23 protein-coding genes are annotated in these 26323 nt (G+C 65.6%); 19 read left to right on the forward strand and 4 right to left on the reverse strand.

Features of this window, described 5'->3' with window-relative positions:
- Nucleotides 1-524: 524 nt before the first annotated feature.
- From ACQZF9_RS16920 to ACQZF9_RS16930, 3 genes are all read left to right on the forward strand, one after another.
- The gene (locus ACQZF9_RS16920) at nucleotides 525-1124 is read left to right on the forward strand and encodes a DUF4433 domain-containing protein (protein WP_428310131.1); all 600 of its coding nucleotides are present in this window, start codon (nucleotides 525-527) and stop codon (nucleotides 1122-1124) included.
- A gap of 2 nt (nucleotides 1125-1126) precedes the next feature.
- The gene (darG, locus tag ACQZF9_RS16925) at nucleotides 1127-2236 is read left to right on the forward strand and encodes a type II toxin-antitoxin system antitoxin DNA ADP-ribosyl glycohydrolase DarG (RefSeq protein ID WP_428310132.1); all 1110 of its coding nucleotides are present in this window, start codon (nucleotides 1127-1129) and stop codon (nucleotides 2234-2236) included.
- 138 nt (nucleotides 2237-2374) lie between these two features.
- Nucleotides 2375-2491: a helix-turn-helix domain-containing protein gene (locus ACQZF9_RS16930; RefSeq protein ID WP_428310133.1), complete on the forward strand. Its 117-nt coding sequence runs from the start codon at nucleotides 2375-2377 to the stop codon at nucleotides 2489-2491.
- A 133-nt stretch (nucleotides 2492-2624) separates the two neighbouring features.
- On the opposite strand, the gene ACQZF9_RS16935 is transcribed toward ACQZF9_RS16930, so the two are convergent.
- Complete coding sequence (locus ACQZF9_RS16935; protein WP_428310134.1) at nucleotides 2625-4013, reverse strand: DUF1329 domain-containing protein; 1389 nt, start codon at nucleotides 4011-4013, stop codon at nucleotides 2625-2627.
- A gap of 159 nt (nucleotides 4014-4172) precedes the next feature.
- Between ACQZF9_RS16935 and ACQZF9_RS16940 the strand changes: the two genes are divergently transcribed.
- From ACQZF9_RS16940 to ACQZF9_RS17000, 13 genes are all read left to right on the forward strand, one after another.
- Entirely contained in the window at nucleotides 4173-4886 is a 714-nt protein-coding gene (locus ACQZF9_RS16940) for a hypothetical protein (protein WP_428310135.1), read from the forward strand.
- A complete protein-coding gene (locus ACQZF9_RS16945) occupies nucleotides 4883-5530 on the forward strand; it encodes a 2-hydroxychromene-2-carboxylate isomerase (RefSeq protein WP_428310136.1) in 648 nt (215 codons plus the stop codon). The genes ACQZF9_RS16940 and ACQZF9_RS16945 overlap by 4 nt, the downstream gene beginning before the upstream one ends.
- The gene (locus ACQZF9_RS16950) at nucleotides 5527-6567 is read left to right on the forward strand and encodes an MBL fold metallo-hydrolase (protein ID WP_428310137.1); all 1041 of its coding nucleotides are present in this window, start codon (nucleotides 5527-5529) and stop codon (nucleotides 6565-6567) included. Before ACQZF9_RS16945 ends, ACQZF9_RS16950 begins: the two co-directional genes overlap by 4 nt.
- 66 nt (nucleotides 6568-6633) lie before the next feature.
- Nucleotides 6634-8403, forward strand: coding sequence for a sulfatase-like hydrolase/transferase (locus ACQZF9_RS16955; RefSeq protein ID WP_428310138.1), 1770 nt, complete (start codon nucleotides 6634-6636; stop codon nucleotides 8401-8403).
- A gap of 140 nt (nucleotides 8404-8543) precedes the next feature.
- Nucleotides 8544-9389, forward strand: coding sequence for a peptidyl-prolyl cis-trans isomerase (locus ACQZF9_RS16960; RefSeq protein WP_428310139.1), 846 nt, complete (start codon nucleotides 8544-8546; stop codon nucleotides 9387-9389).
- Nucleotides 9386-10435: a HupE/UreJ family protein gene (locus ACQZF9_RS16965; protein ID WP_428310140.1), complete on the forward strand. Its 1050-nt coding sequence runs from the start codon at nucleotides 9386-9388 to the stop codon at nucleotides 10433-10435. The genes ACQZF9_RS16960 and ACQZF9_RS16965 overlap by 4 nt, the downstream gene beginning before the upstream one ends.
- A gap of 229 nt (nucleotides 10436-10664) precedes the next feature.
- Nucleotides 10665-12821 (forward strand): DUF3604 domain-containing protein, encoded by a 2157-nt coding sequence (locus ACQZF9_RS16970; RefSeq protein WP_428310141.1) that lies wholly within the window; start codon nucleotides 10665-10667, stop codon nucleotides 12819-12821.
- A 181-nt stretch (nucleotides 12822-13002) separates the two neighbouring features.
- On the forward strand, nucleotides 13003-13299 hold the full coding sequence (locus tag ACQZF9_RS16975) for a hypothetical protein (protein ID WP_428310142.1): 297 nt from the start codon (nucleotides 13003-13005) through the stop codon (nucleotides 13297-13299).
- Nucleotides 13300-14103 carry an SDR family NAD(P)-dependent oxidoreductase gene (locus ACQZF9_RS16980; RefSeq protein ID WP_428310143.1) on the forward strand — a complete coding sequence of 268 codons (804 nt, stop codon included), beginning with the start codon at nucleotides 13300-13302 and terminating at the stop codon, nucleotides 14101-14103. It abuts the gene before it with no gap.
- A gap of 3 nt (nucleotides 14104-14106) precedes the next feature.
- Nucleotides 14107-15219, forward strand: a complete 1113-nt coding sequence (locus tag ACQZF9_RS16985) for a glutathione S-transferase family protein (protein ID WP_428310144.1) — start codon at nucleotides 14107-14109, stop codon at nucleotides 15217-15219.
- Nucleotides 15216-16388: a glutathione S-transferase family protein gene (locus tag ACQZF9_RS16990; RefSeq protein ID WP_428310145.1), complete on the forward strand. Its 1173-nt coding sequence runs from the start codon at nucleotides 15216-15218 to the stop codon at nucleotides 16386-16388. Before ACQZF9_RS16985 ends, ACQZF9_RS16990 begins: the two co-directional genes overlap by 4 nt.
- 139 nt (nucleotides 16389-16527) lie before the next feature.
- Nucleotides 16528-18240, forward strand: a complete 1713-nt coding sequence (locus ACQZF9_RS16995; RefSeq protein WP_428310146.1) for an alkyl sulfatase dimerization domain-containing protein — start codon at nucleotides 16528-16530, stop codon at nucleotides 18238-18240.
- Nucleotides 18241-18566: 326 nt separating this feature from the next.
- A complete protein-coding gene (locus ACQZF9_RS17000) occupies nucleotides 18567-19040 on the forward strand; it encodes a CreA family protein (RefSeq protein WP_428310147.1) in 474 nt (157 codons plus the stop codon).
- Between the two features lie 69 nt (nucleotides 19041-19109).
- On the opposite strand, the gene ACQZF9_RS17005 is transcribed toward ACQZF9_RS17000, so the two are convergent.
- Entirely contained in the window at nucleotides 19110-20684 is a 1575-nt protein-coding gene (locus ACQZF9_RS17005; protein WP_428310148.1) for a M4 family metallopeptidase, read from the reverse strand.
- Nucleotides 20685-20912: 228 nt separating this feature from the next.
- Here ACQZF9_RS17005 and ACQZF9_RS17010 point away from each other — a divergent pair, with 228 nt between their 5' ends.
- The gene (locus tag ACQZF9_RS17010; RefSeq protein ID WP_428310149.1) at nucleotides 20913-21533 is read left to right on the forward strand and encodes a flavin reductase family protein; all 621 of its coding nucleotides are present in this window, start codon (nucleotides 20913-20915) and stop codon (nucleotides 21531-21533) included.
- Between the two features lie 341 nt (nucleotides 21534-21874).
- Here ACQZF9_RS17010 and ACQZF9_RS17015 read toward each other — a convergent pair whose 3' ends face one another.
- On the reverse strand, nucleotides 21875-22687 hold the full coding sequence (locus tag ACQZF9_RS17015; RefSeq protein WP_428310150.1) for a crotonase/enoyl-CoA hydratase family protein: 813 nt from the start codon (nucleotides 22685-22687) through the stop codon (nucleotides 21875-21877).
- 172 nt (nucleotides 22688-22859) lie between these two features.
- Entirely contained in the window at nucleotides 22860-24017 is a 1158-nt protein-coding gene (locus ACQZF9_RS17020; RefSeq protein ID WP_428310151.1) for a mechanosensitive ion channel family protein, read from the reverse strand.
- A 228-nt stretch (nucleotides 24018-24245) separates the two neighbouring features.
- On the opposite strand from ACQZF9_RS17020, the gene ACQZF9_RS17025 reads away from it, so the two are divergent.
- Together ACQZF9_RS17025 and ACQZF9_RS17030 are read left to right on the forward strand one after the other, a co-directional pair.
- Nucleotides 24246-25058, forward strand: a complete 813-nt coding sequence (locus ACQZF9_RS17025; RefSeq protein WP_428313449.1) for a 3-hydroxybutyryl-CoA dehydrogenase — start codon at nucleotides 24246-24248, stop codon at nucleotides 25056-25058.
- Nucleotides 25059-25136: 78 nt separating this feature from the next.
- The gene (locus ACQZF9_RS17030; protein ID WP_428310152.1) at nucleotides 25137-26321 is read left to right on the forward strand and encodes an acetyl-CoA C-acyltransferase family protein; all 1185 of its coding nucleotides are present in this window, start codon (nucleotides 25137-25139) and stop codon (nucleotides 26319-26321) included.
- Nucleotides 26322-26323: the final 2 nt, after the last annotated feature.

Genomic DNA, 26323 nt, shown 5'->3' on the forward strand with positions numbered 1-26323 from the left:
TCTCCCTCCGGGAGAGGTCGGCGCGCAGCGCCGGGTGAGGGCGTTGGAGCGCGGCGTGTACTGATAAGGCCCTCACCCGCCCCTTCGGGGCACCCCGTCGGAAAGGGTGAGGGGCCAGGCCCGCATTCTTCGCGCAGTCTCGAAATGCAAGCCTGGGCCACTTTAACCATGAACGAGACCACGTTCCGGCAGTGATGGGCTTCGCGAGAGGATGCTCTCGACCATGCTCGCCGGATGGCAGCGACCTTCTGAACTGACCTTAGCCGATGCACCGAAGGCTCAATCAGCCGCAGATTCAAAACTGCCGACGATTCAAACCTCCTAATCGTGGACAATAGGGCCCCAGCCTCTCTGAGCGGCATGGAGCGCATGCCGCCAGTAGATGGGGGTGTACCGCCACGAGGGGCGTGGCACGCGCCAATACCGGGAAGAACACAGACGGCCAAGTCCATGTGGACTTCAAGGGTTAAGTCGCGGCTGGCTGCCCACCACGCAGCAGTTGTCGTAGAGGATGCAGCTAGATTATGGATGCGCGAGTAACTGAACTGCACTGCATTATGCCGCTGGCGAATATCAGTTCGATATTGGCAAATGGAATCTTGTCCTACGAACGTGCAGCCAAGTTGCGACATGTATCTGTAGCGATGCAGCCAGTGCAGGATAGGCGCGACGCAAAGCAGGTGCCTGGAGGCTTAAAGCTTCATCAGTACGCAAATCTGTATTTTCATGCTCGGAACCCTATGCTATTCAAACGCTTGAACGAGGCCGCCGGACTTTGCGTTTTAAGGATCTCTTCCCAAGTTTTTGGAATAATGGGTGTTGTGATTTCGGATCAGAACGCTGCAAGTGACTACGCCAGATTCCTGCACCCCTCGCAGTCGGGCTCTCTCGATTTCGACGCAATCTATGCTGCCGACTGGCGCGATGCGGATCGGGCGACTTATTTCCGGAAGAAATCTCGAAAATGTGCTGAGGTATTGGTCCCACAGCAAGTCCCGATTCAATACGTGACCGGTGCCTACGTCATGGACTCGGCGGTGAAAGCTCGACTCGTGAACGCGGGTTTTACGTTGCCAGTCAAGGTTGACGGTGCGCTATTTTTTCAGCCAGTGGGTGGAACCTGACAATGATTAAGGCACTTATTGGTGACCTATTCGAAAGCCGGGCGCAGGCTCTGGTCAACACAGTTAATTGCGTAGGCGTTATGGGCAAAGGTGTCGCGGAGCAATTCAAGCTTCGCTATCCGGCGATGTTCGATGACTATAAAAGACGGTGCGATCAGAAGATCGTGAAGCTCGGCAGGCCATATCTTTACCGGGATACTACAGGCCTCGCGATCATCAATTTTCCCACCAAAGATCACTGGCGGTCTCCATCGAAGTTGTCGGATATCGAAGCGGGGCTTGATCACTTAGCAGTGAATTTTGCTGAATGGGGCATCACGAGCATTGCGATGCCACCGTTGGGGTGTGGAAATGGGGGACTTGACTGGAGCGAAGTTGGCCCACTAATTCATCGAAAACTGCATCGTTTGCCTTTGCAGGTAGAGGTCTATGCGCCGTATACGACTCCCAAGTCGCAGTTGACTGAAGAGTTTCTCGCTGCACCATCGCAGATGAGTCTAGAAGGTAAGGGGCGCAAAGCGGAGAAACTCAATCCAGATTGGGTGGTGTTGCTGGAAGTGCTACGCGAACTACAGGTTCAGCCTTATGCAAATCCCGTCGGACGAACGATTTTTCAGAAAATTTGCTATGTCGTTACTGAAATGGGGGTGCCAACTGGGTTCTCCTTCGGAAAGGGTAGCTACGGCCCCTTCTCGGATGACGTGAAGTCAGCTTTGCATGAGCTCTCCAACCGGAATTGGCTCCATGAGGAGCAACTAGGTCGTATGCTTGCGTTGCGTGTTGGGCAGCCTTACGAGAAAGATCGTGGAAAATTTCTTGAGGTCGTACAGCGACACCAAAAGAAAATCGACAAGATAGTCGACCTCTTTAGTCGAATCAAAAGCACCGAGCAGGCTGAAGAAGTGATGACCGTGCTGTACGCTAGTCGTCAGCTGAAACATGGTGTTGCGCAAGCAGATTTAGAGGAGCAGCAAATCTTCGACTACATCATCGGATGGAAAAAGACTTGGAATACGGCCGAGAAGCAGGCGACTGTTGCCAACGCGATCCGTAACTTAGTGATGCTGGGATGGATGCGAGCCAGAATCAGCGAGTCGATGATTCAGGCATAACATCATCCCATAGGGTGAAAGGGGCAGTGAAGGCTTGTGTGAAGGAAAAGAGCCAGGCCTAGCCTGGCCCTTGTAATCCGTCTCGACGACATCCGCCGCGACCTCGCACTGAAGTACCTGAACGACGGCCGCACCTCGGTGTGCACGGTCACGTTCAAGCTCGGCTTCTCCGACCAGAGCAGCTTCACGCGTGCGTTCCGCAGGTGGACCGGCGAGACGCCGGGCGAGTACAAGGCAAGGCCTCAGGCGGCGTGACGCCCTGTTTGCCTCTCCCTCCGGGAGAGGTCGGCGCACAGCGCCGGGTGAGGGCGTTGGAGCGCGGCGCAAACTGCCAGGCCCTCACCCGCCCCTTCGGGGCACCCTCTCCCGGTGGGAGAGGGGAAAAAGCTCAGCGCTTGCGCGCGCGCCGCTGCAGGCTCGCCGGCGCGAACGCGTCGTCCTCGAACGCGATCTCGAAGTCGCTGATCGCGTCCTCGTTGCTCATCGCGGTGACGAAGTAGCGGCCGGAGCGCAGGTCGTAGATCACCTCCGGGCTGCCGGTCGTCGTCGGCAGGAACGGGTAGGTCATCAGATGCGCCTCCTGCACTTTCCACAGCTTGCCCTGGGCGTCGTAGCCGTCGACCGCGGCGATCGACCAGCTGTCCTCGTCCAGGTAGAACGTGCGCCGCGCCAGCGAGTGCCGCGTGCCGGCACGCAGCGTCGCCTCGACCACCCAGACGCGGTGCAGCTCGTAGCGCGTCAGCTCGCTGTTGAGGTGATGCGGGCGTATCAGTTCATCGTATTTGTGGCGCGGGCTGTTGAGGCGGTAGCTGTTGTAGGCGATCAGCATTTCGCGGCGTCCCAGCAGCTTCCAGTCGTAGCGATCCAGCGCGCCGTTGAACACGTCGACCTGGTCGTTGAACTGCTCGCCGTCGGAGCCCACCGAAGGGTTGTCGTAGCCCACGTCCGGCGCGCGATTGGTGCGGCCGATGCCGGGGTTGTAGATCCAGGCGCTGCGGCCGCCGCCCTCGGTGCCCATGGACTCGTGTACCAGCGTCAGCTGGCCGGCGACGCGCGCCGGCGACAGGATCGTCGCCAGGAAATAGAACAGCAGCTTGTTGTCGGCGGCCGGTGGCTGCCTGAAGTTCGCATATTTGAACTTCACGTCCTCGGTCAGCTTGCTCAGCGTGTAGCTGCCGTCGGGCTTGACGATGGCCTGGTTGTTGAAGCGGCGTAGCGCGGTGCCGCGAAACTTCAGCTTGTGGTTCCAGATCACCTCGGCGCCGTTGCCGGGGATCGGGAACGGAAAGCCGATCTGTGCGCCCTTCAGACCATCGGTGCCGCTCAGCGTGGCGCGCGTGGCGTTGGCCGCGGTGGCCGCGTCGATCTGCGCCGGGAAGAACGAGCCGCGCACGCTGCGATACACGTTGAGCTTGTAGTCCGGGTACATCTCCAGCATCGCCTTCTGGCCGGCGCTGAGCTTGTCGGCGTACTTCGCCATATTGCTCTTGTCGACCGTGTACAGCGGCTTGTCGGCGCCGACGCCGGCAAAGTTCTCCAGCTCGGCCGGGCGGTTCTTGCGAATGTCCTCGAGCTGCGCGCGCGTCATGCTGCGCTGCGCCTCGGTGAACGCGGCCGCGCCGCTCCACACCGGGATACTGCCGTCGGCATTGCCCGCTCGCGTGGCGCCCGACGGTGTCAGATCCTTGCCCAGCCGGGCCACGTCCGCGGCACTCGGCGCGGCCCCCACCGCGCGGGCACACAGACACAGCATCAGCAAAGCAGCGAGACGGATCATGCGCACAGCCCCGAAGGTTCATCGTTGAACCGGCGCCACGTTAGCGCCGGCCGCCGCGTCGGTCTTGTCCCCGCGAGACAATCGATGGTCCGCGAAGGACAAGACGCTGATCGGCGGCGCGCCTTAAGGTCCGGCGCAACTTCGCTCCGGACCCAAGCCGTGCTCGTAATGCTTCGCGACCAGCTGCGCCGCAAACTGATACCGAGCACGGTCATCGCCGCGTCGAAGCTGAGCTCGCCGCGTCAGCTTGCGGCACGGCTGTACTCGGCCTGCGGCGGTCGCATCAGGGTCGAGCTGTACTTCGCTTTCGACGACCCCTATGCGGCGATCGCGCTGCCCGGCCTCATGCAGCTGTGCGCCGGCCGCGCGGTCGATCTGCAGCTGTACGCATTGCTCGACCGCGGCATCGAAGGCGACCCGGCCGCCGAGGCGCGCGCGCTGCACGCGCTGGACGACGCCACGCGGCTCGGCCATCGCCTCGGCCGGCCCTTGTCGCGGACCCGGCCGCTACGCCGCGAGGACTGCGCTTTTCTCGCCGAATGGTTCGAGCAGGCGCGCGGCTCGGCCGGCAGGGCCGCCTTCGCCGCCGCCGCGCTGGCGCAGCTGTGGCAGCACAGCGACGGCGCGGTACTGCCGTCCTCGTTCATCGACGTACATCGCCAGTGTCTGCAGCGACTGCCGCCGGTGACCGCGCCGGAGGTCGCCGCACAACTGATGCGCAACACGCGCCAGCTGCGCGAGCGTGGGCATTGGGAATCGCCGGCGGCGCGCATCGCCGGTGAATGGTTCTTCGCACACGAGCGGCTGCCGCTGATCGCGCAGCGGCTCGACCACTACGGCGCGACGCCGCAGGCACAGGTGACGACCGCATGAACCTTCAGACCCCGGGCAGGACGCCAACAGCGGACAGGATGCCGCAGGTCGAATTCTTCTTCTCGTTTCGCAGCCCCTATTCGTATCTGGCCGCGCCGCGCGCATTCGCGCTGCCGCAACGCTACGCGGTGGACCTGGTGTGGCGCGGCGTGCGGCCGATGGCGATGCGCGGCCAGCCGCTGCCGACCGCCAAGCAGCTCTACATCCTGCGCGACGCGACGCGCGAGGCCGACGGTCTGGGCCTGCCATTCGGGCCCATGTACGACCCGATCGGCGACGGCGTCTGGCGCTGCCTGTGCATCGCCGAGCACGCGCAGCAGGTCGGCAAGCTCGCGGCCTTCGTCACCCGCGCCGCAACCGCGATCTGGAGCGAGGCGCTGGACGTGCGCCGTGATCATGCGCTGCAGGCGCTGAGCGAAAGCCTGGGCCTGGACTGGACCGACTGCCAGCGCGCGATGCAGCGCGAGGACTATCGCGAGCGCGTCGAAGCCAACACCGCGCGCCTGGCCGAACTCGGCCACTGGGGCGTGCCGACATTCGCGTTCGACGGCCAGCTGTACTGGGGCCAGGACCGCATCGCCGATCTGGAAATCGCACTGACTGAAGCCGGGCTGCGGCGCAGCAGCAACGGAGTCGCCGCTTGAAAAAATTCATCGCGATGTCGCTGGCCGTAGCCGTGATCGCCGGCGCTCTCTACCTGGCGCGCGGGCCTATCCTCGAACGCCTGATCGCAGACGGCGCCGACGCGACCCTGCAGCGGATCGACAGCCAGCTGCTCGACGACGGCGCGCTGCACGTGATCCTGTGCGGCACCGCGGCCGCACTGCCCGACCCGCTGCGCGCCGGCGCCTGCACCGCGATCGTCGCCGGCGGCCAGCTGCTGCTGATCGATGCGGGCCCGGCGTCGTGGCGCAATGTCGACAGCCTGAACCTGCCGACCAGCAAGCTGGCGACGGTGCTGGTCACGCACCTGCATTCCGACCATATCGGCGATCTCGGCGAAGCCACCGAGCAAAGCTGGATCGCCGGCCGCGATCAGCCGCTGCAGGTCTACGGGCCGCCCGGCATAGACGAAGTCGTGCAGGGATTTGCCGAGGTCTATCGCCACGACGTCGGCTATCGCAATGTGCATCATGGCGAGCAGGCGATGCCGACGGCGGCAGCCGCCGCGGTCGCGCACGTGATCACGCCGCCGACCGGCACCGCCGCGATGCCGGTGTTCGATAACAACGGACTGAAAGTCAGCGCATTTCTGGTGAATCACGCGCCGGTCGATATCGCCTACGGCTACCGCATCGAATATCGCGGTCGCGTGGTCGTGATCAGCGGCGACACCTTGCCGTCCGAGTCGGTGCGCATCAACGCCGCCGGCGCCGACCTGCTGCTGCACGAGGCACTGGATGTGGGCCTGACGCAGCGCGCCTCGGCGCGCGCCAGGCTGCTCGGCATGGACCGCATCGCGCAGCTGGCGCTGGACGTCAACAACTATCACACCACGCCGGTGCAGGCCGCGCAGATCGCGCAGCAGGCCGGCGTCAAGCAGCTGGTGCTGACGCACATCTTCCCGCCGCTGCCGAACGTGGTGGCGCGCCACCTGTTCATGCAGGGCACCGCCGCCGCCTTCGGCGGCCAGCTCGCGCTCGGCGAAGACGGCATGCGCATCGATCTGCCAGCGAAGTAGCCCGGGTGCAACCCGGGGTTGACGAGATCCCGGGTTGCACCCGGGCTACAAAGAAGGGGCTTGACGATGTCCGACACGGATGACAACAACAAGCTGAGCCGCCGCGCTTTCAACAAGCGGCTCGCACTCGGCGGCGCGGCGCTGGCCGGCGCGGCCTTCGTCGACAGCGTCGCGCAGGCGCCGCAGCCGCAGCGACCGGTCGCGAGCGCCAGCGCCGCCAGGCGCCGGCCGAACATGCTGTTGATCCTGTCCGACCAGGAACGCGGCTGGGACGATCTGCCGGCCGGCCTGGGCCTGAGCGCCCACGACTGGCTGCGCGAACGCGGCACCTCGTTTGCCAATCACAACGTACACACCACGCCGTGTTCGCCGTCGCGCTCGACGATCTATACCGGCCAGCACACCGCGCTCAACGGCATGACCTCGAACATCGGCGCGCCGCCGTTTCCGAAGCTCGCCGAGGTGCCGACGCTGGGCCACATGCTGCGCGACCAGGGTTACTACACCGCGTACAAGGGCAAGTGGCATCTGTCCGACGTGCCGACCTCGCCGAGCGTGCGCTACGGGCCGTTCCGCAGCGCGCGCGACGCGCTGGAACCGTTTGGTTTCTCCGACTACAGCGATGTCGGCATCGCCGACGGTGCGACCTGGAGCGGCTTCAAGTTCGACGGCGAAGTCGCGTCCGCGGCCAGCCAGTGGCTGCACGAGAAAGGCCGCGCGCTGGACCAGCCCTGGCTGCTGGCGGTGAACTTCGTCAATCCGCATGACATCGTGTTCTACGACGATGTCGATCGCATGCAGTCGCTGACGCGGCTGGATCGCGACTTCCTCGCGCCGCTGGCGCCGCCGCCGAAAGAAGGTCCGTACACGCAGGACTGGGACCTGCCGCTGCCGAAGAGCTGGCACGCGGACGACCTGTCGACCAAACCCTGGGCGCAGCGCTCGTACGTCGATTTCTGCGCCGAGCTCTACGGCAAGATCGATCGTCACGACGAAGCGCGCTGGCGCCGTTACCAGAGCTACTACTACAACTGCATACGCGACGTCGATGCGCACGCGCTGACCGTGTTGCGCACGCTCGAACAGCTAGGCCTCGACGACAACACCGTGATCGTCTACACCGCCGACCACGGCGACATGCTCGGCGCCCACGGCCTGCGCCAGAAAGGCCCGACGATGTACAAGGAAAACGTGCGCGTGCCGCTGATCGTGCGCCACCCCGAGTACCGCGGCGGCATCACGACCCAGGCACTGAGCGGACCGATCGACCTGCTGCCGACATTGCTGTCCTTCGCCGGCCTTGGCGACGTGCAGCGCGCCGCACAGTATCCGGCGCTCAAGGGCGTCGACCTGACGCCGGCACTGGCCGATGCGTCCGCACGCACTAAGCGCGACAAGGCGGGCGTGCTCTACGCCTACAACACCATGCTCTACGTCGATCCGGAAGCGGCGAGCAAGATCATCAAGAGCGGCGAGGACGCAACCTGGACCTCGCTGTTCAAGGCCAACCTGGCCGAAGGTCGGCTGCACCCGCGGCTGGATCATCCGGGCCTGTTCCGCGGCGTGCACGACGGCCGCTACAAGTTCGCGCGCTACTTCCGCCCGGACCGCCATCACATACCGAAAGACTGGGCGACTTTGCTCGCGCACAACGAGCTGGAGTTGTACGACACGCACAGCGACCCGGACGAGATCGTCAACCTGGCGGTCGAGCCGGAAGCGCGGCGCGAGCTGATCCTGGCGCTGAATGCGAAGACCAATCAGCTGATCGAAGACGAAATCGGCTTCGACGACGGCCGGGAACATCCCGGGCCGACGTTCCTGTACCGGCTCTAATCAGTGGACCACGCCACCACACCCCGTTCGCCCCGAGTAGCTCACGCAGTGAGCGTATCGAGGGGCCAGAACCGATCCGGCCCCTCGATACGCCGCAAGCGGCTACTCGGGGCGAACGGGGTCTGGCTGAAATATCTCGCATGAAAATATTCCGCGATCCCCTGCTGCAATTCCTCGCCATCGGCGCGCTGCTGTTGCTAGCCCAATCGCGGTTCTCGCCGGCAAACCATCGCACACAGGCCGGGCTGCAGCGCATCGAAATCCCGGCGACGCAGAGCGCCGATCTGGAGCGCAGCTTCCGCGAAGTGCATGGCCGCGCGCCGGATGCCGCCGAAGCACGCGAGCTGTCGCAGCGCTGGATCGACGACGAGGTGCTGGTGCGCGAGGCCTTGGCGCTGGGGCTGGAAAAATCCGATCCCATCGTGCGCCGCGAGCTGCAGCAGAAGCTGCGTTTCCTGCTCGAAGACACCACGCCGGTAGCGGAGCCCGGCGAAGCCGAGCTGCAGGCCTGGCTGGATCAGCACCCGCAGCAGTACGGCCATCCCGGCCGCATCAGCTTCGACCAGGTGTTCATCAGCCGCTCGCAGCCGCAGGGCATGGACGTCACGCAGAAACTGCAGCTCGTCGACGCCGCATTGACCGCACATCCGGACGACTTTGCCACGCTCGGCGATCGCCTGCCCGGCGGCGCCAGCTGGAACGCGCAAAGCGAGACCGATCTGCGCCGCAGCTTCGGCGAAGCGTTCGCGAGCGCGGTCGCGGCGCTGCCTATCGGCGAATGGTCGGCGCCGATCCGGAGTGGCCTCGGCCTGCATCGCGTGCGCGTCAGCGCGCGCGAGCCGTTTCGCGCGGCGACGCTGGACGAGGTGCGTCGCATCGTCGCGATCGACTGCCGCCAGGCGCGCCGCGCCGCGGCCAATCGCAGCGCGCTGGATGCGCTGCGCGCGCGTTACGTCATCGTCGAAGCGACGCAGGCGGCGCGGTGATCAAACGCCGGCTGCTGCTGATGTTGTTGCTGCTGTTCGCCGCCGGCGGCAGCGCGCAGGCCCACGAAATACGGCCGATCTTTCTCGGCATCGCCGAGCAGGCCGATGGCCGCATCGATCTGCGGCTGAAGGTGCCGGTGTTCCGCAGCGGCGACGTCGCCGCGGTGCAGGTGCATTTTGGCGCCGCCTGCGATGCGATCGGCCAAGCGCGCAACGAGACCCGCGACGACAGCCTGCTGCAGAGCTGGAGCCTGCATTGCGCCGGCGGCCTCGCCGGCCAGCGCCTGCAGCTGCAGGGCTTCGGCGGCCTGGTGCCCGATGGCCTGGTGTCGGTGCAATACGCCGACGGCCGTCAGGCGAGCTACGCGGTCAATCGCGATCACGCCGATCTGCTGTTGCAGACGCAGGACGAAACACGGCCGCTGCGCTCGCTCGCGGCCTATGTGCCGATCGGCATCGAGCACGTGTTGAGCGGCCTCGATCACCTGCTGTTCGTGCTGTGCCTGATGCTGCTGGTCGCCGCGCGTGGCGGCACGCGGCGCGCCCAGCTGCAGACGCTGCTGGCGACGATCAGCGCGTTCACGCTGGCACACAGCCTGACGCTGGCACTGGCCGTCATCGGCGGCGTGTCGCTGCCGACGGCGTCGGTCGAGACGCTGATCGCGCTGTCGATCCTGCTGCTCGCCGTCGAGCTGGCGCGTGCCGCGCGTACACCTGAAACCAGGCCGGCGACGCTGGCTTTCCGCGAACCCTGGCTGATGGCCTTCGTGTTCGGCCTGCTGCACGGCTTCGGCTTCGCCGGCGCGTTGCTGGAAACCGGCCTGCCGGCCGCAGCGCGCGGCTGGGCGCTGCTGCTGTTCAACCTCGGCGTCGAAGCCGGGCAACTGATTTTCGTCGCGGCCGCGCTGCTGGCGATCACGATTCTGCGCGCACTGCCGACGCCGCAGCATCTGCGCAGGACACTCGTCGCTTTGCCGGTGACCGCGATCGGCAGCGTCGCCGCGGCCTGGGTACTGCAACGCGGCTGGATGATTTTTGGGGGATGAGGTCATGAGCGTCGGCAAACAAATAAGCGTGTCCCTCCCCCGCCTGCGGGGGAGGGTTGGGGTGGGGGCGAGATGTCACAGCGCCGTTCCATCGTCCGCCCCCATCCCGGCCTTCCCCCGCTGCGCGGGGGAAGGAGACAAGCGCGCAAGCGTCGCTCTGCTGCTCGCAGCCGCGCTGCTGCTCAGCGCCTGCAGCCAGGGCGACGGCAGCATTCCGGTCGCGCCCGGCGTGCCGACAACGCCGGACGGCGGCTGCAGCGGCAAGGTCGCCGGCCACAAGAACGCCTACTTCGGCGATCTGCACGTGCATACCAGCGATTCCTTCGACGCCTACTTCTTCAACTCGCTCAACGGACCGCGCGAAGCCTATCGCTTTGCGAAAGGCGAAATGGCCGGCCTGCCGACCGGCGAAAGCGATCCCGACACTGCCGGCCGCATGGTCCAGCTCGACCGGCCGCTGGACTTCACCGCGGTCACCGACCATGCCGAATATCTCGGCGACTTCCGCACGATCTGCCAGGCCCAGGGCAATGTGCCGGCCGGCACCAACCCGGCCTGCAATATCATCGGCCAGAACACGCGCAACAACATCAACGCGCTGGTCAATGGCGATACGCCGTTCGCGACCCAGCTGATTCTCGCCGGCCTGACCGGGCTGCCGCTGACGCGCTTTGCCTGGCGCAACCAGATCGCGATCACCGACGAGGAATACCAGCCCTGCAGCTTCACCACCTTGCACGGCTACGAATACAGCTCGCAGAAAACCGGACAGATGCTGCACCGTAACGTGCTGTTCCTCGGCGACAAGCTGCCGGCCGACGTGTTCGGCTCCGAGCAGATCACCGACGTGCTGATCGAGAACAACACCAATGACGAATGGCGGCTGTTCGACAATCTCAAGCAGACCTGCGTCGTCGCCGACGGCTGCCAGGTGCTGACGATTCCGCACAGCCTGAACCTGTCCGACGGCCGCATGTTCCTGCCACCGGATCCGGTCACCGGCATTCCGCTCGGCCGCAACGGCGATCCGCTGACCCGGGACGACGCGCAGCTGCGCGCGACCATGGATCGCGCGCTGGAGATTCATCAGCACAAGGGCAATTCGGAATGCGCGGTCGGCCTCGAAGGCTCGTATCTGCAGGGCGAGGAAGGCTCCTGCACTTTCGAACTCAACAAGAGCGTCTGCAGCGGCCTGCCCGACGATCCGGCCTCGTGCAAGAAGTTCTGCACCGGCAACGCCGAAACCGATCCGGCTTTCTGCGGCTTCCACCAGCAGCCGACGTTCGCAGTCAGCCTCTGCGAAACCGCCGGGCCCAATGGCGCCTCGGGCCCGACGACCAACTGCACCACGCCGCTGGACATGGCGCGCAACGCGCTCGCCGAAGGCCTGCGCGTCAAGCAGGAACTCGGCGGCATCAATCCGTATCGCCAGGCCTTCATCGGCTCCAGCGACACCCACAACGGCGTGCCCGGCAACGTCAAGGAAAACGGCTGGCCAGGCCACGGCGGCGTGCTCGACAACCTGCCGCGATCGCAACTCGGCTACTGGAGCTGCGATCGCGCTTCCGAGGATCCGGCCGATCCGGCGAGCTGCACCAATCGCCAGTTTCTCGATCGCGGCCGCGCCTTCAATCCCGGCGGTGTCGCCGGCGTCTGGGCCGAGCAGAACACGCGCGAGGACATCTGGAACGCGGTGCATCGCGGCGAGACTTTCGCCACGTCCGGCCCGCGCATGCGCATCCGCAGCTTCGCCAGCTGGAACCGGCTGCCGGCGAACATCTGCGAGCGCCTGGCCAACGGCGACGACCTGATCGCGCAGGGCCTGGTCGGCGCGCGCATGGGCGGCGATCTGCCGCCGAAACCCGATGGCGCCGGCGCACCGCAGATCGCGGTGTGGGCGATGCAGGATGCCGGCGGCAACGAGCCCGGCGCGCCGCTGCAGCGGCTGGATCTGGTCAAGGGCTGGCTCGACGCGGCAGGCCAGCCGAAAGTGCGCGTGTTCGACGCAATCGCGAAAACTTCCGACACGGTCGAGCCGCCGTCGAAAGACTGCAGCGTGCAGGCCGGCCGTCATCCCGAGCAGCTGTGCGCAGTGTGGAGCGATCCCGACTTCCAGTCGGCGCGCGACGCGTTCTACTACGCACGCGCATTCGAAGTCCCGAGCTGCCGCTGGAGCGAGCATCTGTGCGCCGCCAAGGGCGTCGACTGCAGCAAGCTCGACCCGGCCAACGGCATCTTCCCGCAAGCCAGCGGCCTGCAGGGCTTCGAAGGCTGCTGCTCGATTGCCGGCACGCCGGGTAGTTTCCGTGGCAGCCGCACTTTCAATACGATCGAGGAGCGCGCCTGGGCTTCGCCGATCTGGTACGACGCCTCGGCGAAGCAGTGACAGCTGATTTGCCCTCTCCCTCCGGGAGAGGGTGGCGCGCCAGCGCCGGGTGAGGGACTCGCAGAGCAGCGCCAGAACTGCAATACCCTCACCCGGCGCTACGCGCCGACCTCTCCCGGAGGGAGAGGCAAACTAAAGACTCGAATCACCCATTTCACTTCACGATCAGGAAACTTGTTCAATGTTCAACAAACCGCTGGATAAACCCATGTTCTGGGCCACACTGATTTTCGGCCTGAGCCTGTTCTACGTCATCGCCGCCGTGATCGCGCTGCGCGGCGACACGCATCACTGGAGCGTGAGCCTGTCACTGATCCTGCTCGGCCTGCACGTGCTGGAAATGCCGATGGCCTGGTTCAAGCTGCGCGCGCTGAAGCCCTCACCGATCCGCTTCCTGGTCCTGACTTTGCTGTACGGCCTGCTGTGGTGGGTGCCGGCGAGCCGCGGCCTGAATCATTCCTTCTTCCGGGTGCGCTGAGTGAAAGACCTGCGCGGCAAGCTGGCCCTGGTCACCGGCGCCAGCAGCGGCATCGGCGAGGCGATCGCGATCGCGCTGGCGCAAGCGGGCACGAACCTGATCCTGTGCGCACGCGATGCCGGGCGCCTGGCGCAGGTGCAGCAGCGCTGCATTGCGCTCGGCGTGCAGGCCGAGGCGCAGATCGCCGACGTTGCCGACGAGGCGCAGATGCAGGCGCTGGCCGAGGCGGTACACGCGCGGCACGCGGCGATCGACATCCTGATCAACAACGCCGGCGTCGTCATGGGCGGCCTGTGCTGGGAGGTCGAGGCCGAGGACTGGCGGCGGCTGCACGAGATCAACGTGATGGGCGTGGTCCACGGCATCCGCGCCTTCGTGCCGAAGATGATCGCGCGCAGCAGTGGCGGCCACATCGTCAACATGGCCTCGGTGTCCGGCTTCGTCGGCGCGCCCGGCATGGCCACGTACAGCGCCAGCAAGTTCGCGGTGATGGGTCTGAGCGAGTCGCTGCGCGCCGATCTTTATCGTCACCGCATCGGCGTCAGCACGATCTGCCCGGGCTTCGTCAAAACACCGATACAGTCGAAAGTGAAGCTGGTCGGCACGCTGGACACGCCGCGCGGACGCGCGCGCGTCGACCGCGATTTCGCGAAGACCACGCTGCTGCCGGAAACCGTAGCGCAGCGGACCTTGAGCGCGATCCGCAACAATCTTTCGACGGTCGGCGTCGGCCGCGAGGCACGCATCGCGCTGGGCCTGAAGCGCTGGGCGCCGGCGCTGCTCGAACGATTCACGCGAGGCTGAGCGATGAGCAGGCCCGAACTGACGCTGTACGCGCTGCCGCATTCCTACTACAGCGGCAAGGTGCGCAGCTATCTGCGCTACAAGCGCATCGCCTATGTCGAAAAAGTCTCGACCTTGCGCGAATACCAGCGGCTGATCATCCCGCGCACCGGCGTCAAGTTCATCCCGGTGATCCACACCGCCGACGACGTGGTAGTGCAGGACAGCACCGCGATCATCGACTTTCTCGAAGCGCGCCATCCGCAGACGCCGATCTATCCGGCGACGCCGAAGCAGCGCCTGGTGGCGCTGCTGATGGAGCTCTACGGCGACGAATGGATGCTGCTGCCGGGCATGCATTACCGCTGGAGTTTCTGGCACGAGAAGGCGCACATCCGCGACGTGCTCGAACACTTCGGCCTGCTGCTGTCGCCGCACGCGCCGCGGCTGATCCGGCGCATCGCCGGCCGCCAGTTCTGCCGGCCTTTCGACGGCGCGCTGCCGATGCTGGGCGTGACGCCGGCGACGATTCCGGAAATCGAAGCCAGCTACGAAGCCCTGCTCGACGAACTCAATGCGCATTTCAGTCGTCACCCGTTCCTGCTCGGCGAGCGCGCCAGCATCGGCGACTTCGGCATGATGGGCCCGATGTACGCGCATCTGGGCCGCGACTTCTATCCACTGGCGCTGATGAAACGGCGCGCGCCGCAGGTGCATGCCTGGGTCGAGCGGATGAATCGTGTCGATCCGCAAGTCGGCGATTTCCTGCCCAACGACGAAGTGCCCGACACCCTGCTGCCGGTGCTGCGGCGTCTGTTCACCGAGTATTTTCCGGTGCTGCGCGACACCGTGCAGCGTCTCGACAGCTGGATCGAGAAGAACCCCGAGCGGCGCATACCGCGCGTGATCGGCAGGCACCGCTTCAGGCTCGGCGCGGTCGAGGAAGAACGCATGATCTTCCCGTATGCGCAATGGATGCTGCAGCGGCCGCTGGATCATCTGGAATCGCTGAAGCATGCCGATCGCGCGGCCGTCGACGCGATGCTGGCCGAAGCCGGCGGCGAACAGGCGCTGCGCATCGACATCCGCCATCGGCTGAAGCGCGACAACAACCGGCTGGTCGTCGATCGGGCATGAGTACGAGCCAGGCCAGCCCCGAGTACACGCTGTACCTGTTCTGGATATCGTATTTCAGCGGCAAGATGCAGGCCTATCTGAACTACAAGCGCATACCGCATCGTTGCGTAGAGCCGCAGTGGAGCGGTGAGTTGCTGCGGGAAATCCTGCCGAACACCGGCTTGATGAAAGTGCCGGTGCTGCGCACGCCGCTGGGCGAATGGCTCGCTGATTCGACACCGATGATCGATTGGCTGGAAGCACGTCATCCGGACGGCAAGGTGATTCCGGACGACCCGGTTCAGGCTTTTTTCTGCCGGCTGCTGGAAGACTACGCCGACGAATGGCTGTGGCGGCCGGCGCTGCATTACCGCTGGAGCTACACCACCGACCAGCAGGCGCTGTCGCGGCGCTTCGCCGAGACCTTCCTGTCGAGCCAGCCGGCGCCGAACTTCATAACCGCGGCGCTGGTGCGTCGCCGGCAGAGGCTGATCTACGTCGACGGCGACGGCGTCACCGCGCAGACGCGTGCGCATGTCGAGAGCATTTATCTGGATACGCTGGATCGGCTGCAGAAAATTTTCGAGCACCAGGATTTTCTGTTGGGCGACAAGCCCTGCCTGGCCGACTACGGCTTCTTCGCGTCGATGTTCCGCCATTTCAGCCTCGACCCGACGCCGAGCCTGATCATGCAACAGCGCGCGCCAGCCGTATTCGCCTGGGTCGCCAGGCTGTGGAATGCGCGGCATGACGACGCGCAGCTCGGCCACTGGTGCGCGGCCGGCGAGCTGCCGCCAGGCTGGGACGCGATCATCGGCGACATCGGCGCAGCCTACCTGCCCTATCTGCTGGCGAACGCGCGCGCCTGGCGCGACGGCCGCCGGCATTTCGATATCACCATTCAGGGCACGGGCTATCGCAAGCTGCCGGTCGTGCAATATCGTGTGTGGTGTCGCGAGCGTCTGCAGCAGCATTACGCGGCGCTGCCCGACGCTCAGCGTGCCGCGGTCGATGATCGATTGATCGCGGCGAATGCGCTCGAACCGCTGCTCGCCGATGGCCGCATCGCTTCCGGTTTATATGACGACGTCGAGCCGCCGCTATGCAAGCCACGTCGCTACGGCCGCCTCGAAATGCTGCGGCGTTTTTTCAGCGGTACGCATTGGCGTGTGCCAGTGGCGCGGGCTTAGCTTTTTATCCCCTCTCCCTCCGGGAGAGGGGCCGGGGTGAGGGCCTCGAAGCTTCGCGCGAACTTCGAGTCCCTCATCCGCCCCTTCGGGGCACCTTCTCCCGGAGGGAGAAGGGAATCCGCCGTACGGAGTTCCTGATATGCGTTTGAGAATTCTGATCGCGCTATCGCTGCTGTCGCTCGTCAGCGGCTGCCACCGTGACACACCGGCGCAAGCGCCGGTCGCCGCACCGACGCCCGCCGCGCTCGAAGCCCACAGCGACGAATTCAAACAGCAAGTAGTGAAAGTCACCGACGGCGTCTGGGTCGCGATCGGTTACGGCATCGCCAATTCGATCCTGCTGGAAGGCGACGACGGCGTCGTCATCGTCGACACGATGGAGACGCGTGAAGCGGCCGAACAGGTGCGCGACGAATTCCGCAAGATCAGCGACAAGCCGGTCAAGGCGATCATCTATACGCATTCGCATCCCGACCACATCGGCGGCGCGGCGGTGTTCGGCGGGCCGGGCATCCCGGTGATTGCGCAGGCTGAAGTCGCGGCGAACATGGACAAGATCGCCTCGCAATTGCAGCCGGTGATCACGCGGCGCTCGCTGCGCATGTACGGCAGCCAGCTGCCGCAGGGCGAGCGCGTCAATATCGGCATCGGCGGCTTTCTGGCGCTGGACGCCGGCTCCAGCCTGGATACCTTGCGGCCGACGCAGACTTTCGCCGACCGCCTCGACATCACCATCGCCGGCATCGCGATGCAGCTGGTGCACGCGCCCGGCGAAACCCGCGACCAGCTGTTCGTCTGGCTGCCGCAGCGCGGCGTGCTGCTGTGCGGCGACAATTTCTACAAGGCCTTCCCCAACCTGTACACGATACGCGGCACCGGCTATCGCGATCCGCGGCTATGGGCGGACTCGCTGGACCGGATGCGCGCGCTGCACGCCACTTATCTGGTGCCCAGCCATACACGGCCGCTGACGGGCGCCGATGCGATCGACAAGGCGCTGACCGACTATCGCGACGCGATCCGCTACGTCAACGACCAGACCCTGCGGCTGATGAATCGCGGCCTGCTACCGGATGAAATCGCCGCGCAGCTGCAGCTGCCGGCGCATCTGTCCGCGTCGCCCTATCTGCAGCCGTTCTACGGCAAGGCCAGCTGGAGCGCGAAGGCGGTGTTCGACGGCAACCTCGGCTGGTACAGCGGTGATCCGGCCGATCTGCAGCCGCTGCCGCCGGATGATCAGGCGCGGCGCATGGTCGAACTCGCCGGTGGCGGCGCGGCCTTGCAGAAGCAGATCGACACGGCGATGCAGCACCAGGACTGGCAATGGGCGCTGCAGCTCAGCGGCTATGCGCTGCGTGTCGATGCGAAAAGTCAGCCGGCGAAAGACGCGCGCATCGCGGCGCTGCGCGCGCTCGGCGGCGCCGAGACCAATCCGCCCGCCCGCGACTGGTATTTCACCGCCGCGCGCGAACTCTCCGGCGACGTGATAGTGCCGTCGCGCGAAGGCCGGCCGACGGCGGCGATGCTGGCCGGCATGCCCTTGTCCGTGTTCTTCGACGGCATGGCGGTGAACCTGCACGCCGAGGACGCGCTGAACAGCGTGCTCAAGGTCGGCTTCGAGTTCAGCGACAGCGGCGAGCGCTACACCTACATCGTGCGCCGCGGCGTCTCCGAGTTGGTGCCGGGTATCGCCGACGATGTCGAACTGCAGGTGCGCGTGAGCACCCAGGTGTTCAAGGAGACGCTCGCCGGCCTGCGCAGCCCGGCACTGGCGATCGCCAGCGACTTCGAGATGACGCGCGGCAGCAAGCTGGATTTCGCGCGGTTCATGGCGCTGTTCACGCCGAAATGAAAGTGACTCCCGTTCGTCCCGAGTAGCGGGCTTGCCCGCGTATCGAGGGACCGGATCGGGCTCGCAGGCGTCCCTCGATACGCGCCTGCGGCGCTACTCGGGATGAACGGGGGGTAGTGGAAACCTCGTGACGCGCGGCGATGACGCGCGGCAGCAAGCTGGATTTCGCGCGGTTCATGGGGCTGTTTACGCCGGGCTGATTCGCGCTTGTAGGAGCGGGCTTGCCGCGACCTGCAGGCTCGCAGTCGCGGGCGAGCCCGCTCCTGCAGGGGCTGGCGCGCTTTCGTGCAATATTCGCCGGCAGTTTCCAAACCGGTATCGCAAAAATGTCACGTCTGGCCATCGTCACCGCCCTGCTGCTGTGCCTGGGCTGCAGTCTCAGCAAGGCCGAGGAAATCGGCGCCGTCGACACCGTGTTCAAGCTGCTCGGGCCGGATCACAAGATCGTCGTCGAGGCCTATGACGATCCCGGCGTGCCGGGCGTGACCTGCTATGTGTCGCGCGCGAAGACCGGCGGCATCAAGGGTGCGCTCGGCATCGCCGAAGACACCGCCGATGCCTCGATCGCCTGCCGCCAGGTCGGCGCGATTTCGTTCCCGAAGCCGCTGCCGGCGCAGCAGGAAATATTCAACGAGCGGCTGTCGCTGGTGTTCAAGAAACTGCGCGTGGTGCGCATGGTCGACGCCAAACGCAACGCGCTGGTGTACCTGACCTACTCGGATCGTCTGGTCGACGGTTCGCCGAAAAACGCGATCACCGCGGTCGCGGTCGAGCGGCCGATTCCGCTGCAGAACGAATAAGCTTTGCGACGCACAAAAAAAGCGCCGGGCCCTTGCCGGCCCGGCGCTTTTTCGTGATGCGTTGAAAGCTTAGTTGACCTTCACCGCCGTCCAGGCCGCGGCCACCGCGTTGTACTCGGTGGAGCCCTGGCCGTACAGGTCGGCTGCCGCGGACAGCGTCGCGGCGCGCGCATCGCTGTACTTGGTATTTTCGGTCATGTAGACCGACAGCGCGCGATAGACGATCTGGCCGGCCTTGGTGCGACCGATGCCCTTGAGCTTGGTGTTGCCGTCACAGACCAGGTCGGACTTGGCCAGCGATTCGAAGCCGGTGGGAATCTTGGTGCCTTCGGCCAGCAGGTAGAAGAAGTGATTGCCGACGCCGGACGAGTAGTGCGGGTCGAGCAGCTTCACCGCGTTGCCATAGCAGTCGCGCGACGTGCCGTCGATGCTCGGCTTGAACATGTAGCGCAGTGCCGTCGTCGGATACTCGACGCCGGCATTGACCGCGTAGATGCGCTCGCCAACCAGGTAGTTGGCCGGCTTGCCTTCGATCGCGCCGGAGAACTCGACCAGGGTGCCGAAAATGTCGGACATGGATTCGTTGAGTCCACCGGTGTCGCCGCGCGAGTAGATCAGCCCGGCGGTTTCCTGCGTGACGCCGTGGGTCATCTCATGGCCGCCGATATCGAGCGTCACCAGCGGGCTCCACGTCACGCCGTCACCATCGCCGTAGCTCATGCACTGGCAGCCGTTACGGTTCCACTGCGCGTTGCTCCAGTTGCTCATCACGTGAACACGCGAGAAGCTGCCGCTGCCGTCGCCGAAGATGCCCAGGCGACCGTATTGCTTGTAGAACCAGTCCCAGGTCTTGGCCTGCGCGTTGGCGGCATCCGTGGCGATCGTGGCGCGGTCGTTGTTGGTGGAGTCGCCCCAGATGTTGTCGGCGTCGACGAACAGGTCGCCGTTGCCGGTGTCGGCATCGTTCATGTCCGTCACGTAGTGGTTGCCACGCGTGCCGTCGGTAATCGAATAGACGCCGTCCGCCTTGGTGGTCTTGATGGCGAGCGTGCCCAGGTAGAGCGTGTTGCCGGTACCCGAGGCCGACTGCACGTCATCCCACTGATCGATCACCTTGCCGCTGCTCGCCGACACGATGGTGTGCATCAGGCTGTCCATGCGGTCGCCCTTGACGCCGTCTACGGCCACGTCCCACACCAGCTGCGGGCGGCCTTCACGCGCGTAGATCGCCAGACCGGCTTTCGACGCGCCGGTGATCTTGCCTTCGAACGCGGCTTCGGCGGCGCTGATCGCCTGGGCTTGCGCAACGACCGGCCGGGTACCGAGCGAGATACGCTCGCCGAGTGTCATCGACGCGCTGCGGAAGCGACCCTGCGCATCCGAATGCGCAACCAGGTCGCCACCGATGACGCGCAGGCCCTTGTAGCTGCGGATCAGGCGAACATGCTGGCTGCCGTCGGCGTCGATGATGACGTCCTTGGCGGCGAAGGACTGATCGTCGTCGGCCAGCGTGACATCGGCGTGAGCGCGAACCTGGCTCACCGCCTTGGCAATGGCGGACTCATGTCCGGTGATGCCGGCAGCCGCCGTGGTGGAGACGCCCGCAGCAATAGCAAGCACGAGCGCGTGCAATTTATATTTCATTAGGAAAAACCCCTGGATATAGACTGAAGAAACACCCGCCCCCTGCGCTGCTGCGGATGCAACCGAAAGTAACAGCTGGCGACCTTATAACATTGCGGCGCGGTTTTTTATCAGCCGCCCGGCAGACGGTGTATCGATTCCGGAATCGAACGCCTCGACTCCCGGAGATCGTCCCGACCCACTCGCGATGAAATGCCGGTCTGCGAGCAAGCCATTCAAGTCTTCGCCATGAGCCGTGACATGCACTTCTACGAACCCGCAAAAGGCCACGGCCTGCCGCACGATCCGTTCAACGCGATCATCGGTCCGCGACCGATCGGCTGGATTTCGTCGCAGGACGCGCGCGGCGTGCTGAACCTGGCGCCGTACAGCTTCTTCAACGGCTTCAACTACACGCCGCCAATCATTGGTTTCGCGAGCGTCGGCCGCAAGGACAGCCTCAACAATATCGAGGCCACGCGCGAATTCGTCTGGAACCTGGCGACGCAGGATCTGGCCGAGGCGATGAACCAGAGCTGCGCGGCAGTGGCGCCGGAGGTCGACGAGTTTGCGCTGTCGGGGCTGACGCCCGCGGCTTCACGCATCGTCGCGCCGCCGCGGGTTGCCGAGAGCCCGGTGGCGATGGAATGCAGGCTCACGCAAATCGTGCAGCTGCAGACCGCGGCCGGCGCGGCGATCAGCAGCTGGCTGGTGCTGGGTGAAGTGGTCGGCGTGCATATCGCCGAGTCGCTGCTGAAAGATGGCGTCTACGACACGGCGAATGCGCGGCACATTCTGCGCGGCGGTGGTCCGGGGGATTATTTTCGCGTCGAGCCGGAGTCGCTGTTCCGGATGTTTCGGCCAAAATAATCCAGCGCCCGTTCCTCCCGAGTAGCCGCCGATGGCGGCATATCGAGGGACGCCTGCGAGATTGGTCCGCTCCCTCGATACGCGGGCAAGCCCGCTACTCGGGACGAACGGAGTCTGGTTGCGACGGCAATCGACAAAAACCCGTTCGTCCCGAGTAGCCGCCGATGGCGGCGTATCGAGGGACGCCTGCGAGCTGGGTCCGCTCCCTCGATACGCGGGCAAGCCCGCTACTCGGGACGAACGGGGTTTGCTTGTGACGGTTCAGAAATCAACGAAACTCCGTTCGTCCCGAGTAGCCTCGCTCGCGAGGCGTATCGAGGGACCGGACCGGCCCTGCAACCTCAACGCCCGGTGAACTTCGGCTCGCGCTTTTCGATGAACGCATCCAGCGCCTCGGCGTGATCCTCGGTCTCGTGCGCCAGCGCCTGGAATGCAGCCGACAGTTCCAGCACGTCGGACAGCCGGTTCTGCTGGCCTTCGCGCAGCAGGCGCTTGGCCAGGCGCAGCGCTTTCGCCGGATTGGCGACGATCGCTTCGGCCAGCACGTTCGCCTCGGCGAGCAGCTGGTCCGCCGGCACCGCTTTCGAAATCAGGCCGAAGCGCAGCGCCTCGGCAGCGTCCAGGCTCTGCCCCGTCAGAATCATTTCGGAGGCTTTCGACAGGCCCACCACGCGCGGCAGGATCCACGCGCCGCCGTCGCCGGGAATGATGCCGAGCTTGATGAACGTTGAGGCGAACCGGGCTGTATCGGCCGCGATGCGCACGTCGCAGATGCAGGCCAGGTCCAGGCCCAGGCCGATCGCGTGGCCATTGATCGCGGCGATCATCGGCAGCTCGCAATCCCACATCGCGCGGATCACCGACTGCACGCCGCGCTTGTAGTTGGCGCGCGTCGCGTCCGGCGCATCCAGCGGGCCGATGCCGTTGCGATCCTTCATGCCCTTCAGATTGCCGCCGGCCGAAAACGACTTGCCGTCGCCGGTCAGGATCAGGCAGCTCACGCCGGCGTCGTTCTGCGCGCGCGTGATCGCGCTCACCAGATCGACGCAATCCTGCAGCGCGCCGATCGCGTTGTGGCTGGCGGCGCGGTCCATCGTCAGGGTGACGATGCGGCCGCTCTGCTCATAGCGGACGAACGAAGCGGTGTTGCTCATCGGCAAGGTCCCATTACGAAGCGCAGCGGTACCTCTGCCGGCAGTCTGCGGCCTGCTTGGCGATCGGCGCGTGATAGTAGGCGAAGCCGAGGCGGTCGATCGAGCCCATGCGCAACACGCCGGCGCTGCGCGTGCCTTCCCCTGCATGCCCCTCTCCCGGCGGGAGAGGGGTTCAAGCGGCAGCCGAAGGTGCCGTCGGTGTCGGCGACACCGCCTGGTCACCCGGCCGCGCGGCGAGCGGCGGTCCCGCTTCCGGCGGCTGGTCGGCCTGCATCAGCTCGGCGCGCAGATGCGGCAGATACAGCGGGTATTCGCGGGCGATAAACGCGATCAGGCCTTCGCGGACGCGGGCGCGCAGGTCGAAGTTGCGGCCGGAATCCGCCGACGACAGCAGCACGCGCAGCTGCATCGCCCCTTCGCTGGTATCGGTGACCTGGACGATACCGACGCGGCCGTCCCAGTCCTTGTCCAGCTCGCACAGCCGCGTGGTCTCGGCCCGGATCGGCTCCACCGGCAGCCGGTAATCGACCCACAGCATCACCGTGCCGAGAATCTGCGAGGTCTTGCGCGTCCAGTTCTGGAACGGTTTCTCGATGAAGTACTGCAGCGGCACGACCAGCCGGCGCTGGTCCCAGATCGCGACGACCACATAGGTGCCGGTGATCTCCTCGACCCGGCCCCATTCGCCTTCCAGCACCAGCACGTCGTCGATGCGGATCGGCTGGGTCAGCGCGATCTGCAGGCCGGCGAGCAGGTTGCCGAGCACCGGCTTGGCCGCCAGGCCGACGGCCAGGCCGGCGATGCCGGCCGAGGCCAGCAGGCTGGTGCCGATCTGGCGCACCTCGGGGAAAGTCATCAGCGCGATCGACACGCCGATCAGCAGGATCAGGAAGTGCACGGTGCGCGTCAGCACGCGCGCCTGGGTCAGCACGCCGCGCGCGCGCAGGTTGTCGGCGGTGTCATAGGGATTGAGCTGCACCACCGCCGCGCCGGTCACCGACACCGCGCGCAACAGCAGCCAGGTCACCGCACCGATCCACAGCACGCCGGCCCAATGCCGCGCCAGCGCGATGTAGATCAGCTTGTCCGGCGCCGCCTGCAGCACCAGGTTCAAAGCCAGCAGCGCCACTACCGTGGTCAGCGGCGAGTTGGTGCGCCGCGCGATCATGCCGGGGATGGTATCGGCGCTGGTGGTGCGCCGCGTGATCCAGCGGAACACGCGCATGATCAGGATCACGGCGAGCAGCGAGGCGGCGGCGATCAGGCCGGTCCAGACCCAGGGCGGCGCTTCCTTGAGCAGCGACTGGGTGGTTTCGAGCAGCTTGTTCAATCGGGATTCCATTCTCGATGCGGGCAAGACCACGGCGCATGCTTCGTGCCGGGTGGCCTTGAGTGACGCCGATCGCGCGGCAAGGTTCCCCGTGCGTTGGCCGATCTGCTCAGCCGCCCTGGCGGAATCCGACATTCCGCGCGGCTCCGGCGACGCCTAAAATGTGCAGTTCAGCCACGGGAGCAAGCTTTGAGCATTCAAAAGATCGGCGTCATCGGCGCCGGCACGATGGGCAACGGTATCGCCCAGGTCTGCGCCGCCAGCGGCCTGAACGTCACCATGGTCGACGTGCATGACGCCGCGCTGGATCGCGGCATGGCGACGATCACGGCCAGCCTCGACAAGCTGATCAAGAAAGAAAAACTGAGCAGCGCCGAACGCGACGCGATCCTGGCACGCATCGGCAGGACCACCGACTACGCGCAGCTCGCCGACGCCGACATCGTCATCGAGGCCGCGACCGAAAACCTCGAACTCAAGCGCAAGATCCTCAGGCAGGTCGACGCGCTGCTGCCGCCGGGCGCGATCCTGGCAACCAACACCTCGTCGCTGTCGATCACCGAACTGGCCGCCTGCACCACGCGCGCCGACCGCTTCATCGGACTGCACTTCTTCAACCCGGTGCCGCTGATGTCGCTGGTGGAAGTGATCACCGGCATCGCCACCTCCGACGACACGCGCGAGCGCGTGCTGGCGCTGGCGCGCAGCGTCGGCAAGGCGCCGATCACGGTGCGCAACAACGCCGGCTTCGCGGTCAACCGCATCCTCTGCCCGATGATCAACGAGGCGGTGTTCGCGCTGCAGGAAGGCGTGGCCACGGCCGAAGACATCGACACCGGCATGAAGCTCGGCTGCAACCACCCGATCGGCCCGCTGGCGCTGGCCGACATGATCGGCCTCGATACCCTGCTGGCGATCATGGAGGTCTTGCAGAAGGATTTCGGCGACCCCAAGTACCGGCCGGCGCCGCTGCTGCGCGAGCTGGTCGCGGCCGGTCGGCTGGGCCGCAAGAGCGGCCAGGGCTTCTACCGCTACAATTGATATCTGCCAAGTATCGATAGTCTCACCGGCCGATATCGCCGGCCTCTCCCCGACTTTATTCATTCAACGGAATTCCTCATGTCCAAGCCCGAAGTTTTCGTCGTCTCGGCAACGCGTACCGCCATCGGCAGTTTCGGCGGCGGCCTCAAGGACGTTGCACTGGCCGATCTGGCCACCACCGCGGTCAAGGCCGCGATCGAGCGCTCCGGCGTCGCCGCCGACCAGGTCGGCCATCTGGTCATGGGCACCGTGATCCCGACCGAGGCGCGCGACGCGTATCTGAGCCGCGTCGCCGCGGTGAATGCCGGCGTGCCGGTGGAAGTGCCGGCGTTCAACGTCAACCGCCTGTGCGGCTCCGGTATGCAGGCGATCATCTCGGCGGCGCAGGCGCTGATGCTGGGCGAGACCGGCATCGCCATCGGCGCCGGCGCCGAGTCGATGAGCCGCGGTCCGTATCTGTCCACGCAGTCGCGCTGGGGCGCGCGCATGGGCGACGTCGCGATGATCGACTACATGCTCGGCATCCTCCACGACCCGTTCCAGAAGATTCACATGGGCATCACCGCCGAGAACGTCGCCGCCAAGTACGGCATCACCCGCGAGATGCAGGACGCGCTGGCGATCGAGAGCCAGCGCCGTGCCGCGCATGCGATCGCCGACGGCCGCTTCAAGTCGCAGATCGTTCCGGTGCAGATCGCCACGCGCAAGGGCGTCGAGATTTTCGAGATCGACGAGAACGTGCGCGGCAACGTCACCGAAGATCAGCTGGCGAAGATGAAGCCGGTGTTCAAGAAGGACGGCCTGGTCACCGCCGGCAATGCCTCGGGCATCAACGACGGCGCCGCCGCGATGGTGCTGGCGACCGCCGAGAAAGTGAAGGAACTCGGCCTGAAGCCGCTGGCGCGTCTGGTGTCCTACGGCCATGCCGGCGTCGATCCGAACATCATGGGCATCGGCCCGGTGCCGGCGACGCGCCAGGCGCTGCAGCGCGCCGGGCTCAGCGTGCGCGATCTCGACGTGATCGAGTCCAACGAGGCGTTCGCCGCCCAGGCCTGCGCGGTGACGCGCGAGCTGGATCTGGACCCGGCCAAGGTCAACATCAACGGCTCCGGCATTTCGCTCGGCCACCCGGTCGGCGCCACCGGCGTGATGATCGCCACCAAGGCGATCTACGAGCTGCACCGCAGCGGCGGCCGCTATGGCCTGGCGACGATGTGCATCGGCGGCGGTCAGGGCATCGCGACGATCTTCGAGCGCGTTTAATC

This window comes from Hydrocarboniphaga sp. (genome assembly GCF_965279055.1).
In the GTDB taxonomy this organism is placed as follows: Bacteria; Pseudomonadota; Gammaproteobacteria; order Nevskiales; family Nevskiaceae; genus Hydrocarboniphaga.

Bases quoted from the DNA above. Each gene is read 5' to 3' on its own strand.
- ACQZF9_RS16920 (WP_428310131.1), top strand. From the start codon at position 525: ATGGATGCGCGAGTAACTGAACTGCACTGCATTATGCCGCTGGCGAAT.
- darG (WP_428310132.1), top strand. From the start codon at position 1,127: ATGATTAAGGCACTTATTGGTGACCTATTCGAAAGCCGGGCGCAGGCT.
- ACQZF9_RS16935 (WP_428310134.1), bottom strand. From the start codon at position 4,013: ATGATCCGTCTCGCTGCTTTGCTGATGCTGTGTCTGTGTGCCCGCGCG.
- ACQZF9_RS16945 (WP_428310136.1), top strand. From the start codon at position 4,883: ATGAACCTTCAGACCCCGGGCAGGACGCCAACAGCGGACAGGATGCCG.
- ACQZF9_RS16955 (WP_428310138.1), top strand. From the start codon at position 6,634: ATGTCCGACACGGATGACAACAACAAGCTGAGCCGCCGCGCTTTCAAC.
- ACQZF9_RS16960 (WP_428310139.1), top strand. From the start codon at position 8,544: ATGAAAATATTCCGCGATCCCCTGCTGCAATTCCTCGCCATCGGCGCG.
- ACQZF9_RS16975 (WP_428310142.1), top strand. From the start codon at position 13,003: ATGTTCAACAAACCGCTGGATAAACCCATGTTCTGGGCCACACTGATT.
- ACQZF9_RS16985 (WP_428310144.1), top strand. From the start codon at position 14,107: ATGAGCAGGCCCGAACTGACGCTGTACGCGCTGCCGCATTCCTACTAC.
- ACQZF9_RS16990 (WP_428310145.1), top strand. From the start codon at position 15,216: ATGAGTACGAGCCAGGCCAGCCCCGAGTACACGCTGTACCTGTTCTGG.
- ACQZF9_RS16995 (WP_428310146.1), top strand. From the start codon at position 16,528: ATGCGTTTGAGAATTCTGATCGCGCTATCGCTGCTGTCGCTCGTCAGC.
- ACQZF9_RS17000 (WP_428310147.1), top strand. From the start codon at position 18,567: ATGTCACGTCTGGCCATCGTCACCGCCCTGCTGCTGTGCCTGGGCTGC.
- ACQZF9_RS17005 (WP_428310148.1), bottom strand. From the start codon at position 20,684: ATGAAATATAAATTGCACGCGCTCGTGCTTGCTATTGCTGCGGGCGTC.
- ACQZF9_RS17010 (WP_428310149.1), top strand. From the start codon at position 20,913: ATGAGCCGTGACATGCACTTCTACGAACCCGCAAAAGGCCACGGCCTG.
- ACQZF9_RS17015 (WP_428310150.1), bottom strand. From the start codon at position 22,687: ATGAGCAACACCGCTTCGTTCGTCCGCTATGAGCAGAGCGGCCGCATC.
- ACQZF9_RS17025 (WP_428313449.1), top strand. From the start codon at position 24,246: ATGGGCAACGGTATCGCCCAGGTCTGCGCCGCCAGCGGCCTGAACGTC.
- ACQZF9_RS17030 (WP_428310152.1), top strand. From the start codon at position 25,137: ATGTCCAAGCCCGAAGTTTTCGTCGTCTCGGCAACGCGTACCGCCATC.